The sequence below is a fragment of the Jiangella alkaliphila genome, from assembly GCF_900105925.1.
Taxonomy (GTDB): Bacteria; Actinomycetota; Actinomycetes; order Jiangellales; family Jiangellaceae; genus Jiangella; species Jiangella alkaliphila.
Map to the genome: position 1 here is coordinate 348992 of NZ_LT629791.1, position 15235 is coordinate 364226.

Annotated in this window: 16 protein-coding genes; 12 read left to right on the plus strand and 4 right to left on the minus strand. The window is 70.4% G+C overall.

Annotation, left to right across the window (positions count from 1 at the left end; genetic code table 11):
• Positions 1-213 precede the first annotated feature (213 nt).
• Positions 214-504 (plus strand): EthD family reductase, encoded by a 291-nt coding sequence (locus BLV05_RS01650; protein WP_046773033.1) that lies wholly within the window; start codon positions 214-216, stop codon positions 502-504.
• Between the two features lie 526 nt (positions 505-1030).
• A complete protein-coding gene (locus BLV05_RS01655; protein ID WP_046766702.1) occupies positions 1031-1642 on the plus strand; it encodes a hypothetical protein in 612 nt (203 codons plus the stop codon).
• Between the two features lie 80 nt (positions 1643-1722).
• Here the strand turns inward: BLV05_RS01655 and BLV05_RS01660 are convergent, their stop codons facing one another.
• The 4 genes from BLV05_RS01660 to BLV05_RS01675 form a co-directional block, all read right to left on the minus strand.
• Positions 1723-1926: a hypothetical protein gene (locus BLV05_RS01660; protein WP_046766701.1), complete on the minus strand. Its 204-nt coding sequence runs from the start codon at positions 1924-1926 to the stop codon at positions 1723-1725.
• Between the two features lie 377 nt (positions 1927-2303).
• Positions 2304-3164 (minus strand): helix-turn-helix domain-containing protein, encoded by an 861-nt coding sequence (locus tag BLV05_RS01665; RefSeq protein ID WP_046766699.1) that lies wholly within the window; start codon positions 3162-3164, stop codon positions 2304-2306.
• Between the two features lie 13 nt (positions 3165-3177).
• Positions 3178-3684 (minus strand): DUF6879 family protein, encoded by a 507-nt coding sequence (locus tag BLV05_RS01670; protein WP_046766698.1) that lies wholly within the window; start codon positions 3682-3684, stop codon positions 3178-3180.
• Positions 3681-3929 carry a hypothetical protein gene (locus BLV05_RS01675; protein WP_046766842.1) on the minus strand — a complete coding sequence of 83 codons (249 nt, stop codon included), beginning with the start codon at positions 3927-3929 and terminating at the stop codon, positions 3681-3683. Before BLV05_RS01675 ends, BLV05_RS01670 begins: the two co-directional genes overlap by 4 nt.
• Before the next feature lie 143 nt (positions 3930-4072).
• On the opposite strand from BLV05_RS01675, the gene BLV05_RS01680 reads away from it, so the two are divergent.
• From BLV05_RS01680 to BLV05_RS01725, 10 genes are all read left to right on the plus strand, one after another.
• On the plus strand, positions 4073-4300 hold the full coding sequence (locus BLV05_RS01680) for a hypothetical protein (RefSeq protein WP_152690558.1): 228 nt from the start codon (positions 4073-4075) through the stop codon (positions 4298-4300).
• Positions 4297-4533, plus strand: coding sequence for a hypothetical protein (locus BLV05_RS01685; RefSeq protein ID WP_046766696.1), 237 nt, complete (start codon positions 4297-4299; stop codon positions 4531-4533). Before BLV05_RS01680 ends, BLV05_RS01685 begins: the two co-directional genes overlap by 4 nt.
• Before the next feature lie 913 nt (positions 4534-5446).
• Complete coding sequence (locus tag BLV05_RS01690; RefSeq protein WP_046766695.1) at positions 5447-6502, plus strand: LacI family DNA-binding transcriptional regulator; 1056 nt, start codon at positions 5447-5449, stop codon at positions 6500-6502.
• Complete coding sequence (locus BLV05_RS01695; protein ID WP_046766694.1) at positions 6499-7428, plus strand: ABC transporter permease; 930 nt, start codon at positions 6499-6501, stop codon at positions 7426-7428. Before BLV05_RS01690 ends, BLV05_RS01695 begins: the two co-directional genes overlap by 4 nt.
• A complete protein-coding gene (locus tag BLV05_RS01700) occupies positions 7425-8324 on the plus strand; it encodes an ABC transporter permease (RefSeq protein WP_052762101.1) in 900 nt (299 codons plus the stop codon). Before BLV05_RS01695 ends, BLV05_RS01700 begins: the two co-directional genes overlap by 4 nt.
• A 41-nt stretch (positions 8325-8365) precedes the next feature.
• Entirely contained in the window at positions 8366-9895 is a 1530-nt protein-coding gene (locus BLV05_RS01705; protein ID WP_082154904.1) for an ABC transporter substrate-binding protein, read from the plus strand.
• A complete protein-coding gene (locus BLV05_RS01710; RefSeq protein ID WP_046766693.1) occupies positions 9888-10859 on the plus strand; it encodes an ABC transporter ATP-binding protein in 972 nt (323 codons plus the stop codon). The genes BLV05_RS01705 and BLV05_RS01710 overlap by 8 nt, the downstream gene beginning before the upstream one ends.
• Positions 10856-11695 (plus strand): ATP-binding cassette domain-containing protein, encoded by an 840-nt coding sequence (locus tag BLV05_RS01715; RefSeq protein ID WP_052762099.1) that lies wholly within the window; start codon positions 10856-10858, stop codon positions 11693-11695. The genes BLV05_RS01710 and BLV05_RS01715 overlap by 4 nt, the downstream gene beginning before the upstream one ends.
• On the plus strand, positions 11688-13301 hold the full coding sequence (locus BLV05_RS01720) for an FAD-dependent oxidoreductase (RefSeq protein WP_046766692.1): 1614 nt from the start codon (positions 11688-11690) through the stop codon (positions 13299-13301). Before BLV05_RS01715 ends, BLV05_RS01720 begins: the two co-directional genes overlap by 8 nt.
• A gap of 64 nt (positions 13302-13365) precedes the next feature.
• Entirely contained in the window at positions 13366-15222 is a 1857-nt protein-coding gene (locus tag BLV05_RS01725) for a glycosyl hydrolase family 28-related protein (RefSeq protein WP_046766691.1), read from the plus strand.
• Positions 15223-15235: the final 13 nt, after the last annotated feature.

The window sequence follows — 15235 nt, forward strand, 5'->3', positions numbered from 1 at the left end:
CGGCTCATGCGGCGCATCCCGCGTGGCAAGGACAATTAACCACGCTCGACGATGCTGGTGTACGGCTTGTGATGAGTGACGACGACTGCCCTGGGCTGCGATCCGCACAACGATCGTCCATGCAGCTGAGCGGTCCTGAGCCAACTGACCACCGGCGTGGCGGCCGGCGGTCTGGGTAACGGACCATCCCGATCAGCATGCGACACTCGGCGAATGGCCCGCGTGACGTTCCTCTATCCGAAGACCGACGAGTCGACGTTTGACATGGACTACTACACGTCGACGCACATGCCGATGCTCGCCGCCGCGCTCGGCGACGACTGTCAGAGCTGGGGCGCCGACAAGATCACCAGCGGCCCGTTCGAGGCGATTGGTTGGGCGCTCGTGTCGAGCGCCCAAGCGTTCGGCGCAGCGATGACCGAAAAGGGCGCCGAGATCAGTGCTGATGTCGCCAACTACACCAACGTGCGCCCCGACGTGGTCATGGGAGACGTTGTCAGATAGGGGCGACGACTGCTGGGAGCTCCGGCTCGCAGCAAACGGCTAGAGGCTCCCCGACTCCAGCCAGCCGGCTCGTTGTGACGACAGTGTGATCCGATGCCTGATGTGCGACAGATCTCCGTCGGGTGATCTGCGACAGTCGGCCTAGTGAACTGCGCTATGCGCGGTCCGTGGCCGCTGGCCCTTGATGCTGCGCACGGCCGTACGCGCCGCATGTCGCGGCCGATCAACGAGCTGGTCGACAACTTGCGAGACCCGGACGGCTGGGGTTAGGTGCCGCACGTCCCGCAGATCCCGCTCGCGTCCTTCCAGGGCCACCCACCTATCAACGCATCGGGGCGGTGGCGGGCGTGACAGTCGTACCGGCACGTCGGCCGAGGGCTCCGCCATGTCGATAGTCTGTCCACCTATGGAGACCGGAAGCCCCCCATCGTCGGACGAATTCAGTTCCTTCGGCGTGTATGTACGGATCCCCATCGGCCGCCAACCGCCCTGTCGGCTGGACGCTACAGTCGATCGGCGTTGCCGCTTGGTCGTACTGGACAAGTCGGGACAGGAGAAGACCGTCTTCGACGTGCCGATCGTGGAGGTCGAGCACGCCCGTCTGCGTGTCGGTCAGCTGACGGTCGTGGTCGGTGGCCGCAGCTATCACGTCACACTGGCGACGCCGAGTGCTGCCACTCGACTGGGCATGACGACGATAGGCCTGTCGGCGTTTCGGCAGGCGGCCGGCGGCGGGGCGGCAACCGGAGCAGGCATGCTCGCAGGAAGCGCCGTCGCCGGTTGGGGGATGGCTCGCCGGGAGAAGCAGGTCGACCCCGAAGGGCTCCGCTGGCTGCGGCTCTTTGCCGATCACGGCGTCGATGTCGAGGCGCCACAGCGCTGGAAGCCGCGCGTCCGCTACGCGCTGATGGGCGTGGCGGTGCTCCTGACTGTCGTTAGCCTGTTCGGATCCGTCATCGGGGTAGCCGAGGAAGGTGGATGGACCGCAGAGGCACGCAGCGGTGTATTCAGCCTGGCGACGTTCGTGGCGCTCGTCTGGGTCCTCTACCTGGTGACGATCTGGCTGCTGTGGAGGACCGTGCCCCGCGACACCGTACGCCGGCTTGGCTCCGTCCCGGACCAACGGCCCGGTGACTGACACGCCCAGGTGGAGAAGCTCAGGTCGGCCCCGGGAGTGGACTACGAACCCGCGCAGGATCAACAGTGCGGCGTCGGTCGTCACCAGTCGTGGACGGTGCCGTCGGTGAGTCGGCTGTAGGGCAGGTAGGCCTGCTCGTAGCGGTACTTCGCGGCGGCGTCGAGGTCGCCGAAGTCACGCCACCGCGTGCTCGCCAGCCCTCGCGCGAGGGTGACGCCGAGACCGGGCTGGTCGCCGGGGTGCCCGCACAGCGTCCAGGCGCTGCTCGACCACCGACAAGACAACCAATGCCAATCCCGGCCTCCCCGAGTCCGGGACGCCCCACGGAGACGCCCCAAATCAGGGTGCCGATCACGACCGATGTCGCAGATCAACTGACGGACGCGTGTCGCACATCAACCGACGGAGCACACGACAGTGACGACAGGCGCGGTGAGAACTTTCTTTACTCGGTCAAGGCGGCGCGCAAGCGCGCCGCAGCACACGCTGGCCGACCCCGACGCCAACCCAGGCCACGCGGACACGTCACCGAGCGCCGTCGCGTGGCGGCTGCCGGTGCTGGTCTCGGCGAACAGCGGCATGGCGGCGCTCCATGGGGCAGCGTATGGCGACCATGTCGGACAGAGCTGAACTCACGTTCGAGTGATCGCCAGTCGCGGCACTACTCGGTCGCGCCGCTCAGGCTGTTGACGGCCGCCCGTATCAGGGCTCGTGCCTCGTTGCCGTAGACGGCCAGCTCGGCGAGCTGAGCGAAGGTGTCGGCGTAGAGGGCGACCTCGCCTTGCTGGGTGATGGTGAGATGACCGGATACCAGTTCGACGTTGACCTGGGAACTGTCGAAGATCCAGAAGCCCTCGACCGGCCGATGTCCGCGGTCGGCGCGCATGGGGACGATGCCCAGGCTGACGTTCGGCATCCCCGCGACGTCTCCGAGGTGGCGGAGCTGGTCGATCATGACGTCGGCGTTGGCGATGTCGGTTCGCAGCGCGGACTCTTCGATGAGGAAGGCGAACACCTTGCCGTTGGTGGTCAGCAGCCGTTGTCGCTCCAGCCGCGACGTGACCGCCTGGTCCACGTCGTCGGCGAGGTCGCGGCGACGCTGTGCCGCCCGAAGGACAGTCTCAATGTAGGCCGGCGTCTGGATCATGCCGGGAATCAGCCAGGACGAGTACGCGCGGAAGCGGCGGGTCCGCTCGAAGAGTGGCCGGACCGCCTCCTGAGCGTGGCGCAGGCCGTTGCGCTCCATCCGGCGCCACTCAACGAACATGCCTTCGGCTGCGCGCAGCGACTCCACGAGGTCAGCGGCCTGGTCGTCGGCGCCCGTGACGCGGCACCATGTTTGGATGTCATCGGCAGACGGGGCGGTCTTGTTGTTCTCGATCCTCGAAGTCTTGGCCCCGTGCCAGCCACAGGCGCGGGCATGGTCGCGGCCCGTCAGCCCTGCCTGCTCCCGGAGTTCGCGAAGCCGATCGGCGAGGAGCTGACGGGCCTGTTGGACGCTCGACGACGGGGAGACCGCCATCAGTGCGCGTGGTTCAAGGGCGGTACTCCTCGTGGGGGATGGCCCGCTCCCACACCGCTTCGAACGCCGAGGCGCAGAGCTTGGCCAGCGTCGGATCGTCGTCGATCAGTTCGTAGCCAAGATCAGGTTTCTGACCGTTCCCGTCGAAGTGGTTCACGAGCACCGGGCTATCGTCGAAGAGCCAGAAGTCGTTCCCCGGCAGAGGAATGTCCGTGGCTCGCCGGCGCGGTAGCCACCGCACCTGTTCGCCGGCTTCGACGTTCATGGTCGTGGTCTCGTACTCCCACCGTACGTAGGCGCTGACCGGTTCGGAGATGATGCGCGCACGTCGAATGGCCACACCCCGCGCGAGCGCTGCTTGCACCAGCTCCACCCACGGGCGCCACTGCTCGACCGGGTCCATCGTCTCGCCTCGCTGCCAGGCGACGAACGTCGGATCGTCGAGCATGTACGAGTCGCGCATCTCCAGGTGCACAGCCGAGCGCTGGGCTTGAGCCAGCAGTTCGTCGAAGGCGATCACTGATCGGCGCCCTCCGGCCCCGGCAGGTATTGGCGCATCACGGCCGGCAGCCGAATCATCGACTCGTGTGCCGGAATCTCCGTGGAGTGGCCGGGGATCGAGCCCACCCTCTGAGCCTCCGTGACGGTCTCTTCGTCCGCCGTCCAGGACTGGATGACCAAGTCTCCCGTCGCGTCGTCGAGCCAGATCGTCGGAGAATCGTTCGTTGGGGTATCCGGGAAGATCCCGAGGAACTTCAACGCCATGACGCCGCCCTTCGTCGTCGTTTGCACGAGCTTGCATCGAGCCTGACGCTGCGCCGACTGCCGGGTCAAGCTCATGGGCGGGTTCCTGCAGACTCGTGCAAACACCCTTCGCAGCGCCGCTCCGCCTGCCTTACCTTGCCGCCATGTTCACGGCTCGCGTGCAGGGGCACGGCCTCGTCGACTGGTCGCCTGAGCGTGTCGACGCCTACGCCGCCCAGCTGCTGTCGGCTCACCAGCCGGGCGGCGGGTGGATCCCGCGCCGTCGCACGTCCTGTCGGGACTGTGGCCAGGAGTGGCCGTGCGTGTGGGCGACCTGGGCGGAGCAGTGGGGGCGCGGCCTCGTCAGGGCGCGGGCGCGACGCGGCGGGTGACCACTCAGGAGCAGGAGGCCACCGGGCGGCGCTGGGCACCGGCGTACCGGGCACACTGCCCGCGCTGCAGGAACTCCGGGCGCGCGTTCTCGTCGTACAGCAACGCCGAGCAGGCCGCCCAAGGCCACGCCGACAAGCACTACCACGTCACGCACGTGATCGACCAGTACGGCATTCGCGTCATCGGCTCGACACGGCACCCCGGCGACGAGAACGGGAAGGCGGCGCCGTGAGCGACGGCTACCGCCCGGTGTGGCGCGTCGGCAAGGAGCTGCACTTGCGTGACGCGCGCACCAGCGAGCGCTAGCGCGGGAGGCAGCGCGCGACCGCACGCCCGTCGCGGTAGTCGCCGGGCACCTGCGCGAGCTGCGGGTCGGGCGCGACCTCACCCAAGTCGAGCTGGCCCGGCCGGCGAAGATCTATCCCTGGGTGGGTGGCTTAGATCGGCTCTAAAGTGGCTTAGAGGTCAAACTAAGGGCGCCTGCCGCCTGACCGCGCACCGTTCGACGGCTTGGCCGTCCCAGCCCCTCCCGCGCCGCTGTCGCCAGACCCTCATGATCGATGCCGAGGTGATCGGCGACCCGCTCGGGGGCGCATGGACATTCCGGGCAGGCGAACACCCGGCGGAGCGCACGAGGCGGTTCGGACGGCGCCACGGTTGCGGCGGCCCCGCGGCGGCCCTCCGATGACGAGCGAGGCCCGCTGGTATTCACCTGCGCGCCATATCGGCGAATAGGCGCCCCCACACTCATGATACACGGCGTGAGAACTCAATTGAACTCGACCGAAAACCAAATCGCACAACGCACACCTCAAGATCGTTATTCGCTCTGGCCAGCGGGCTCACTCATTCGATAAGCGAGCCACCAGCACCCGACACACCCGCAGAAATGGCCCGCATTGGCCATCGAGTGCGAAATCGACAAACACGGCCCGGCGATGTCCGCCAGCACAGGAAATCACCCCAAAAGCGCCCCCGCGGGCGAACACCCCACCACCGCCCGGCGGTCAGGCCCGTTCGTCCGTGACGTGATGATGCGCATGGCGAATACTGCACCTACGTCGCACATCTGACTCTTGACGTTCCATGTCATGCATCCGTAACGTGAGCGCCCATCGAGCTTCCAATACGTATTAAGGACTCAGATGGCAGCGCAACGGCGGCGGCCCACGCAGGTGGACATCGCCCGTCGTGTGGGGGTGTCCCAGGCGACGGTCTCGCTGGTGATCAGTGGCGGCGCCGCCCGCGAGCAGGTCGCCGAGGGCACCCGCCGGGCGGTGCTCCGCGCGGCCGCCGAGCTCGGCTACACGGTCAACGCGGCGGCGCGCAGGCTCAAGGGCGGACGCAACCGCATGCTCGGTCTCTACACGTTCGAACCCGTCTTCCCGGTCGGCCAGCGCGACTTCTACTTCCCGTTCCTCCTCGGTGTCGAGGAGGCGACCGCTGAGTACGGCTACGACCTGCTGCTGTTCAGTTCGGCCAGTTCGGGTACCGACCGGCGCATCTACGCGGGCGGCGTCAACCGGCTGAAGGTGGCCGACGGCTGCGTGCTGCTGGGGCGGCACCTGCACCGCGACGACCTGGCGGCGCTGGTGCAGGAGGATTTCCCGTTCGTGTTCATCGGACGCCGCGAGGTCCCCGGCGAGGAGCTGTCCTACGTCGCCGCGGACTATGTGGGTGCCACCAGTGCCGTGGTGCGGGAGCTGGCCCGGCTCGGGCACCGGCGCATGGCGTACCTGAAGCTGAGCGACGGACAGGAACCGACCCGGGACCGCGAGACCGGCTTCCGCCTGGGTCTCGGCGACGCCGGGATCCCCGCCGACGGGTGCATCGTCGACGATTCCGGGACGGTGACCGGCGACCTGCTGCGCGACTGGCTGTCGGCCGGTGTGACGGCCCTGCTGGTGGAGCCGAGCGAGGACGACTCGACGATCGTGGCGGTGGAGCGGGCGGCGGCCGCGGCCGGCGCCCGCATCCCCGAGGACTGCTCGGTGGTCCTGCTCGGCGACCCGGCGCTCGGCGAGGACGCCCGCGACTGGACCCGGTTCTCGCTGCACCGCGAGCAGATGGGCCGCGAAGCCGTCCGGCTGCTCCTGGACCTGCTGGACGACGAGGACGGCGGGCCGCGGCAGCTGAACGTGGCCTGTACCCCGATCCCAGGCGACTCGGTCGCCGCACCGCCGGCGGGGGTGGCGCGATGAGCTACTTCATCGTCCGGCGGCTGGCGATCGGCCTGCTGACCATCTGGGGCGTCGTCACGGCGGTCTTCATCGTCGTCCGGCTCGCGCCCGGCGACCAGGCCACCGTGGCCCTCGGCCCGGACGCGAGCGCGGAGGAGATCGAGGCCCTGCGGCAGAGCCTCGGCCTCGACCAGCCGCTCCTGGTGCAGTACCTCTCGTACCTCGGCGACGTCGTGCGGCTCGACTTCGGCGAGTCCTACCGGTTCGGGCGCCCGGCCATGGACCAGGTGCTCGAGCGGTTCCCCGCGACCATCCAGCTGACCCTGGCCGCCACGGTGATCGCGATCGTCGCCGGCCTCGTGCTCGGCGTCCTCGCCGGCAAGAACCCCGGCAGCGCGCTGGACCGCGCCGTCTCGACGGTCACGCTCGGCCTGCAGGCGCTGCCGCCGTTCTGGGTCGGCATCATGTTCATCCTGATCTTCGCGCTGCAGCTGCAGGTGCTGCCGAGCGCCGGCGGCGGCAGCCTCTCCAACCTCGTCCTGCCCGCGGTGACGCTGTCGATCCCGTTCACCGCGCTCGTGGCGCGCATGACCCGCAGCGGCGTGGCCGAGACGATGTCCGAGGCCTTCGTCAACACCGCCCGGTCGAAGGGCCTCACCGAGACGCAGGTGCTCACCGGCCACGTCCTGAAGAACTCGATGATCCCCGTGGTGACGGTGGTCGGCCTGCAGGTCGGGACGCTGCTCGGCGGCGCGGTGATCATCGAGACCGTGTTCGCGTGGCCCGGGCTCGGGTCGCTGCTGGTGAGCGCGGTCGGCAACCGCGACTACGCCGTCGTCCAGGCCGCGACGGTCCTGATCGCGCTGTGCGTGATCGTCCTCAACCTCGCCGCCGACGTCGTCAACGCCAGGCTCGACCCGCGGATCCGTCTGGAGGCGCGCCGATGACCCAGTCGGACATCCTGCTCACCGGGCCCGAGCCCGCGCCCCCGCCCGGCCCGGCGACGGCTCCGGCCCGGCGCCAGCGCCGCCGGCCGCTGGCCGCCGTCCCGTACGTGGTCATCGGCATCTACGTGCTGGTCGCGGCGATCGGCCCGTTCCTCATCGACTACGACCCCGTGGCCACCGAGGTGACCGAGCGGCTGCTGGCTCCGGGGTCGCAGACGGAGTCCGGAACGGCCTGGCTGGGCACCGACGCCGTCGGCCGCGACGTGCTGGCGCAGGTCGTGTACGGCGCGCGGACGTCGTTCCTCATCGGCGCCGCCGTGGTGACGATCTGCAGCCTGCTCGGCGTCGCGCTCGGTGCGATCGCGGGGTACTTCGGCGGGCTGCCCGACGCGGCCATCTCGCGGACCGTCGACATCCTCATGGCGTTCCCGGGCATCCTGCTCGCGATCGTCATCGCCGGGCTGCTCGAGCGCGGCATGGGGGTCGTGATCATCGCGCTGTCGGTCGGCGGCTGGGTCGGCTTCGCCCGGCTGTCGCGCAGCATCACGATGTCCACCCGGGAGCGCGACTGGGTCGACGCCGCCCGGATCATGGGGGTCTCCAAGCCCGCCACGCTCACCCGGCACATCGTGCCGTTCCTGGCCGGGTCGGTCGTCGCCCTGGCCACCATCGAGCTCGCGTCGGCCGTGCTGTCCGAAGCGGCCCTGAGCTTCCTCGGTCTCGGACTCCCCCCGCACATCGTGTCGTGGGGCCAGGCCATCGCCGGCGGCCGGGAGCACCTCGCCACGGCGTGGTGGATCACGGTCTTCCCCGGTATCGCGCTCACCGTCCTGGTCGTCTGCATCGGGCTGGTCGGCGACAAGCTCACCCGGCGGTTCACGCGCAAGCGCGACTAGCCCGCCGGCCTCTGTCTTTCCACGACGAAAGGACTCCTGCAATGAGAATGCGCACACGGCGTTCGCTCTCGACGGCCGCAGGCGCGGTCGCGCTGCTCATGGTGGCGGCCGCCTGCTCGTCCGACGACCCCGCGTCGCCGGCCGGCGAGACCGGCGGCGCCACGGGCGGCGACCTGACCGTCGCCGGGCCGATCCCGATCGAGAACCTCGACCCGCACGGCCCGGCCAGCATGGACGCCGGGACGCAGCTGGCGGCCCGGGCGATCTTCAGCCAGCTCGTCGTCAGCACCGGTCCCGGCGAGTTCGAGGGCGAGCTCGCGGAGACGTGGGAGCCCAGCGCCGACGCCAGCGTGTGGACGTTCACGCTGCGCGCGGGCGTCGAGTTCTCCGACGGCACCCCCGTGACGGCGACCGACGTGGTGACGTCGTTCGAGCGGGTCATGGCCGGGGAAGGTCCGCTGGCCGGCAACTTCGGCGGCTACACCGTGGCCGCGCCCGACGAGTCGACCGTGGTCTTCACGTCCCCGACCCCGGACGCGGCGTTCCTCGGCAAGATCTCGTCGTTCTTCGTGACGCCGCAGGCCGCCGCGCAGGAGGGCTTCTTCCAGGACCCGATCGGGTCCGGCCCGTTCGTCGTGGAGTCGTTCGAGCCGGGGGCGACGCTGCAGCTCGCGCCGAACCCGGGCTACTGGGACGGCGAGGCGACGCTGGACTCGCTGGAGTTCCAGTCGATCCCCGAGGTGGCGGCGCGGATGACGGCGCTGCAGACCGGCGAGGTGGACGTCACCTGGGGCATGCCCGACGACCAGATCACCCAGCTCACCTCCGACTCCAACATCACCGTCGAGAACGTCCCGAGCCCGGGCGTCATCACCATGTGGATGAATGCCTCCACCCCGGCGCTGCAGGACCCCGCCGTCCGCCGGGCGCTCTGGCAGGCGGTCGACTTCGAGTCGATCATCGCCTCGCTGTACCCGGAGACCGGAACGCCGGCGGACTCGCCGGTCAGCCCTCCGGTGCTCGGGTACGCGCCGCAGGAGCCGGTGGAGTACGACCCCGACGCCGCCAAGGCCGCACTGGACGCGGCCGGCTTCGACTACAACACCGTGATCCGGTGGCAGTTCTCGCAGGCGAACTTCCGCAACTTCGTCGACGCGGTGGTCTCGGACCTCGCCGAGATCGGCGTCACCGTCGAGCCGCTGGAGAAGGAGCAGGCGGTCTTCCTCGAGGACCTGCTGGCGCTGGAGTGGGACATGAACCTGCAGCAGCTCGGCTCGCAGGGCTTCGACGCGGCGACCAACCTGGGCCGCCTCTACACCTGCGCGGCGAACCGCATCGGCTACTGCAACGAGGAGCTCGACCAGATCCTCGCCGAGGCCGGCGCGACCAGCGACAAGGCCCAGCGCGAGGACCTGTACGCGCAGGCGATCGAGATCATCTGGAACGACGCGGTCGGCATGTACCCGATGTTCGTCGAGCAGCCGTACGCGTGGCGGACCGGCGTCGAGGGCTTCGAGCCCGTCCCCGACGGCCTGCCCTACTTCGACGAGGTCGCGGTCTCGGGTGACTGATCAGTTGCTCCAGGTGGAGGATCTCGACGTCGTCCTGCCGTCGGGCGCCGGCGCGGGGACCGTCCTCGACGGCGTGTCGTTCGCGGTGGACGCCGGCCGCACGACCGGCCTCATCGGGGAGTCCGGCAGCGGCAAGACGATGAGCGCGATGGCCATCGTCGGGCTGCTGCCGCCCGGGGCCGAGACGGCGGGTCGCATCACGTGGAGGTCGGACGATCTGCTGGCCGCGGCCGCGCGCCGGATCCGGCAGGTCCGCGGCCGCGAGATCGGGGTGATCTTCCAGGACCCGCTGGCCGCGCTGAACCCGATCCAGACCGTCGGGCGGCAGGTCGGCGAGATCCTGCGGCGTGCCGGGCGGCCGCGTCAGCAGGTCCGCACCCGGGTGCTGGAGCTGCTGGACCGCGTCGGCATCCCGAACCCGGAGCAGCGGATCGACGTGTACCCGCACGAGCTGTCCGGCGGGATGCGGCAGCGGGTGATGATCGCGATGGCGCTGGCCGGCGAGCCGCAGCTGATCATCGCCGACGAGCCGACGACCGCGCTCGACGTCACGACGCAGGCGCGCATCCTCCGCCTGCTGGCGGACCTGCGCGACCAGGAGGGCATGGCGATGCTCCTGGTCAGCCACGACCTGCGGGTCATGGCGCACGTCGCCGACGACATCGTGGTCATGTATGCCGGCCGGGTCGCCGAACGCGGCCCGGCACGGGAGGTGCTGGAGCACCCGCGGCACCCGTACACCCGGGCGCTGGCCAACAACGTCCCGGCGGTGAGCACGAAGTCGGCGATCGCCGAGCCGTTGCAGGGCGCCCCGGCCAACCCGTTCGACCGGCCCGGCGGGTGCGCGTTCCACCCGCGCTGCCCGCTGGCGGTGGATCGCTGCCGCACAGACGTGCCGGTGCTGCGCGAGGTCGAGACCGGTCGGTTCAGCGCCTGCCACCTCGCCGAAAAGGTCGAGTCGTGAGCGGGCCCGTCCTGGAGATCCGCGGCCTGCGGGTGGCGTTCCCCGGACCCCGCCGGTCGCTGCGCGGGGCGCGGACGGTCGTCCAGGCCGTGAACGGTGTCGACCTGGACATCGGTGCGCGCGAGACGCTGGCTCTGGTCGGCGAGTCCGGCTCGGGGAAGTCGACCGTCGCGCGCTGCGTGCTCGGACTCGTCCGCCCGCAGGAGGGCACCATCACGTATGAGGGCCGGCCGCTCGGGCCGATCGACAAGCGGCCCGCGGAGCTGCAGCGCGCCGTCCAGATGGTGTTCCAGGACCCGGGCTCGTCGCTGAACCCGCGGATGACCGTGGCCGCGATCATCCGCGAGGCCTGGAAAGTCCATCCCGCCGTCGCGCCGGAAGGCGATCGACGGCAGGCGCTGGCGCAGGTGCTCGCCGACGTCGGTCTCGACGCCGGCCTCGCCGACCGCCGCCCGTCGGCGTTGTCCGGCGGCCAGCGCCAGCGGGTCAGCATCGCCCGGGCGCTGGCCCTGCAGCCGCGGCTGCTGGTCTGCGACGAGGCGGTGTCGGCCCTGGACGTGTCCGTCCAGTCGCAGATCCTGCGGCTGCTCGTCGACCTCCAGCGCACGCACGACCTGTCGATCCTGTTCATCACGCATGACCTCGCGGTGGTGCGCCAGATCGCGGACCGCGTGGCGGTGATGAGGACGGGCGAGCTGGTCGAGTCCGCCTCGGCCGAGCAGCTGTTCACGGCGCCGGCCCATCCCTACACCCAGCAGTTGTTGGGCGCCGCCCACGACCTGGAGGGCACGGGCGCGACGTCCCAGGCGACCCGAGGAGCGGGATCAGGTGAGTGACGTACAGAACCTCCACGCCGACGTGCTGATCGTCGGCGGAGGTGTGGGCGGGGTCGCGGCGGCTCTGGCGGCACTGCGACGCGGCCGGTCGGTGATCGTGACCGAGGAGTACGAGTGGCTCGGCGGGCAGCTCACCAGCCAGGCGGTCCCGCCCGACGAGCACCCGTGGATCGAGCAGTTCGGCTGCACCCGGTCCTACCGGGCGTTCCGCGAGGGGGTCCGGCAGTACTACCGGACGTGGTACCCGCTGACCTCGGCGGCGCTGCGGCAACCGGACCTGAACCCGGGTCTGGGCCGGGTGAGCCGGCTGTGCCACGAGCCGCGGGCCGCGCTCGCCGTCCTCGAGGGCATGCTGGCGCCGTACCGGTCGGCCGGTACGTTGCGGGTGCTGACCGGGCACCGAGCCGTCGCCGCGCACGTCGACGGCGACCGGATCGCCGCCGTCACCGTCGCCTCGGCATCAGGGGACGCGGTGACCGTCGAGGCGCCGTTCGTCCTCGACGGCACCGAGCTCGGCGACCTCCTGCCGCTGGCCGGCGTCGAGCACGTCACCGGGTTCGAGTCCTCGGCCGACACCGGCGAGCCCAGCGCGCCGGGCGAGGCCCAGCCGCTCAACCAGCAGGCGTTCTCGTGGGTGTTCGCCGTCGAGCACCGCGACGGCGAGGACCACACGATCGAGCGGCCGGACCAGTACGGCTTCTGGCGGGACTACCGGCCCGGCGTCTGGCCGGACCGGCTGCTGAGTCTCACCGCGCCGGATCCGCGGACCCTCGAGCCACTCACCCGCACGTTCGTCCCGCACGGCCACGCCGGCCCGATCGTCGCCGACCAGAGCGCCGACCCGGGCGACCGGGACCTCTGGGTCTTCCGCCGCATCTTCGCGCGCGAGCAGTACGAGCCGGGCTTCGCCGCGAGCGACGTCACCGTCGTCAACTGGCCGATGATCGACTACCTGCCCGGGCCGCTGGTGGGGGTCTCCGACGCCGAGCGCGACAAGCACCTGGACGGGGCTCGGCAGCTGTCGCTGAGCATGCTGTTCTGGCTGCAGACCGACGCGCCGCGTCCCGACGGCGGCACTGGTTGGCCCGGCCTCCGGCTCCGGCCGGACGTCATGGGCACCGCCGACGGCCTGGCCATGGCCCCCTACATCCGCGAGTCCAGGCGCATCCGGGCTCAGACGACCGTCGTCGAGCAGGACCTGTCGCTCGCCGTGCGCGGCGACGCCGGCGCGGTGCACTACCCGGACTCGGTCGGGGTGGGCATGTACCGGATCGACCTGCACCCCTCCACCGGGGGCGACAACTACCTCGACGTGCCGAGCAGCCCGTTCCAGATCCCGCTCGGCGCGCTGCTGCCGGTGCGCATGAGCAACCTGCTCGCCGCCGGGAAGAACCTCGGCACGACACACATCACCAACGGCTGCTACCGGCTCCATCCGGTCGAGTGGAACATCGGCGAGGCCGCCGGCGCCCTGGCCGCGCACTGCCTGGCCCACTCGCTGACACCGGACCAGGTCCGCGCCGACGAGAGGAGGCTCGCGACGTTCCAGCACGAGCTCCGCTCCGACGGGTTCGAGCTGGCGTGGCCCGAGGTCAAGGGCTACTGACGCGCACGGGGGATTCACGGCACCGCACGAGGGACCGGCTACTCCAACGAAGGGGAACAGCAGCATGGGTACGACTGTCGACAGACGTCACCTCCTCCGCACCGCCGGTGTCGCGGGTCTCGCCACCGCGACCCTGGGCGCCGTCAGCACCTCGGCGCAGGCAGCGCCGGCCATGGACCTGACCGGCGCCACCACTCCGCAGGACTTCGGCGCTGCCGGTGACGGCGTCGCCGACGACACCGCCGCCATCCAGCAGGCCATCGACGCGCAACAGGCCGCACTGAACAAGATCGTGTACTTCCCGCCCGGCACCTACCGCGTCACCCGCACCCTCGTCATCCCCGACGTCGAGCATCTCGGGGGCGCGAACTTCAACCGCATCGTCCTGGCCGGCGCCGGCACCATGGGCTCGCGGACGTCGCTCATCGACGTCGACTTCGACGGCACCGCCATCGCGTGCGGCGCCCCGCTGGCCGCGTTCCGGGGCCTCGCCTTCGTGGTCGACCCCAGCCGGCAGAACGCCGTCGCCGTCCAGACCAAGCGGGACGACAGCCTCGGCGAGGGCATCTCGAACAGCGACGACATGGACGCGACGATCACCGAGTGCACGTTCGTCGACTTCAACATCGCCGCGAAGCACGTGGGCCGGGGCATGGTCTTCACGAACAACCTCGTCGCGGTCGGCAACATCGGGCTGGAGATCTCCTGGCCGGTCGACGGCGTCAAGGGCGACAACGTCCACGTCCTGCCGTACGGGATGCGCAAGTGGCTCATCGAGGGCAACCACTTCCACAGCATGAGCTTCGCGATCACGACGACCGGAGCCGACGCCCACAACTTCCGCGGCGCGATCATCGCCAACAACGTCCTCGACATCGGCCGGCGGCTGTTCACCGGCGGGATCATCAACTCGACGTTCTCCGGCAACGTCGTCGAGAACGGGGCCACCAACGCCACCGACGCGTCGGTGATCTCGATCAAGTCCGGTGGCACCAACCTCACCTTCACCGGCAACGTCCTCGGCGGCGGGAACCCGGGCGGGGGCGCCCGGCCGCGACACGCGATCGAGTTCCGTCCCGAGGCGACGGCGCGCAACGTGACGATCACCGGGAACAGCTTCAACTGGGTCGACGGATCTCCGGTCTACTTCGCGGCGGCGGTCGCGGAGGTGACGGTCTCGGCGAACTCGTTCGACAACTGGAATCTGGTCGCCGAGGAACGCTGGGGCGCGGTCCGGGTCAACGGGCATGCCACCGGCCTGTCGGTGATGGGCAACGCCTTCGGCGCGAACACCGTCGCCGGTGCACCCCCGGTGCGGGTCATCGGGACCGTGTCCGGCTCGACGATCGTGGGCAACGTCGTCGACGGCAGCAGCGCCGTCGTGTACGCCGACGCGTTCGGGGCGGACAACTACATCGAACGGCGCGGCGCCGGCGCCCGCCAGCACGAGCTCAGCGCGGCGAAGAACGGCGCGCTGGTCGTCCGCGCGACGACGGCGCCCACACCCGGGACCGACGCGTACGGCAGCTTCGTCGCCGCGTCGGAACAGGCGGTCGGCGCCGGCCCCGGGGTCAAGGGCGGGGTGCGCGTCGTCCCGGCCAACACGACCGGCGCGGCCGCCGTCGAACTGCTCTGCTCGACGAACAACGCCAACGGTGTCGCGGCGATGCGGGTGGACATCAACGGCCTGTCCCCCACGGTCGACAACGCTCGCGACATCGGGTCGGCGGACCGCAAGATCCGCACCGTCTACGCGTACGATCTGCAGCTCTCGGTCGTGGCGGCGGCCGACCTGCCGGAGCCGGCCGCGGGCCGGGTGGCCCTGGTGCAGGACGCGTCGACCGGTGCCGGCGTGCTGGCCATCGGCGACGGCACGACCTGGCGGCGCCTGCCGCTGGGCGGGGCGCTCCGGAACTCCTGAGACCGGAAGGGAC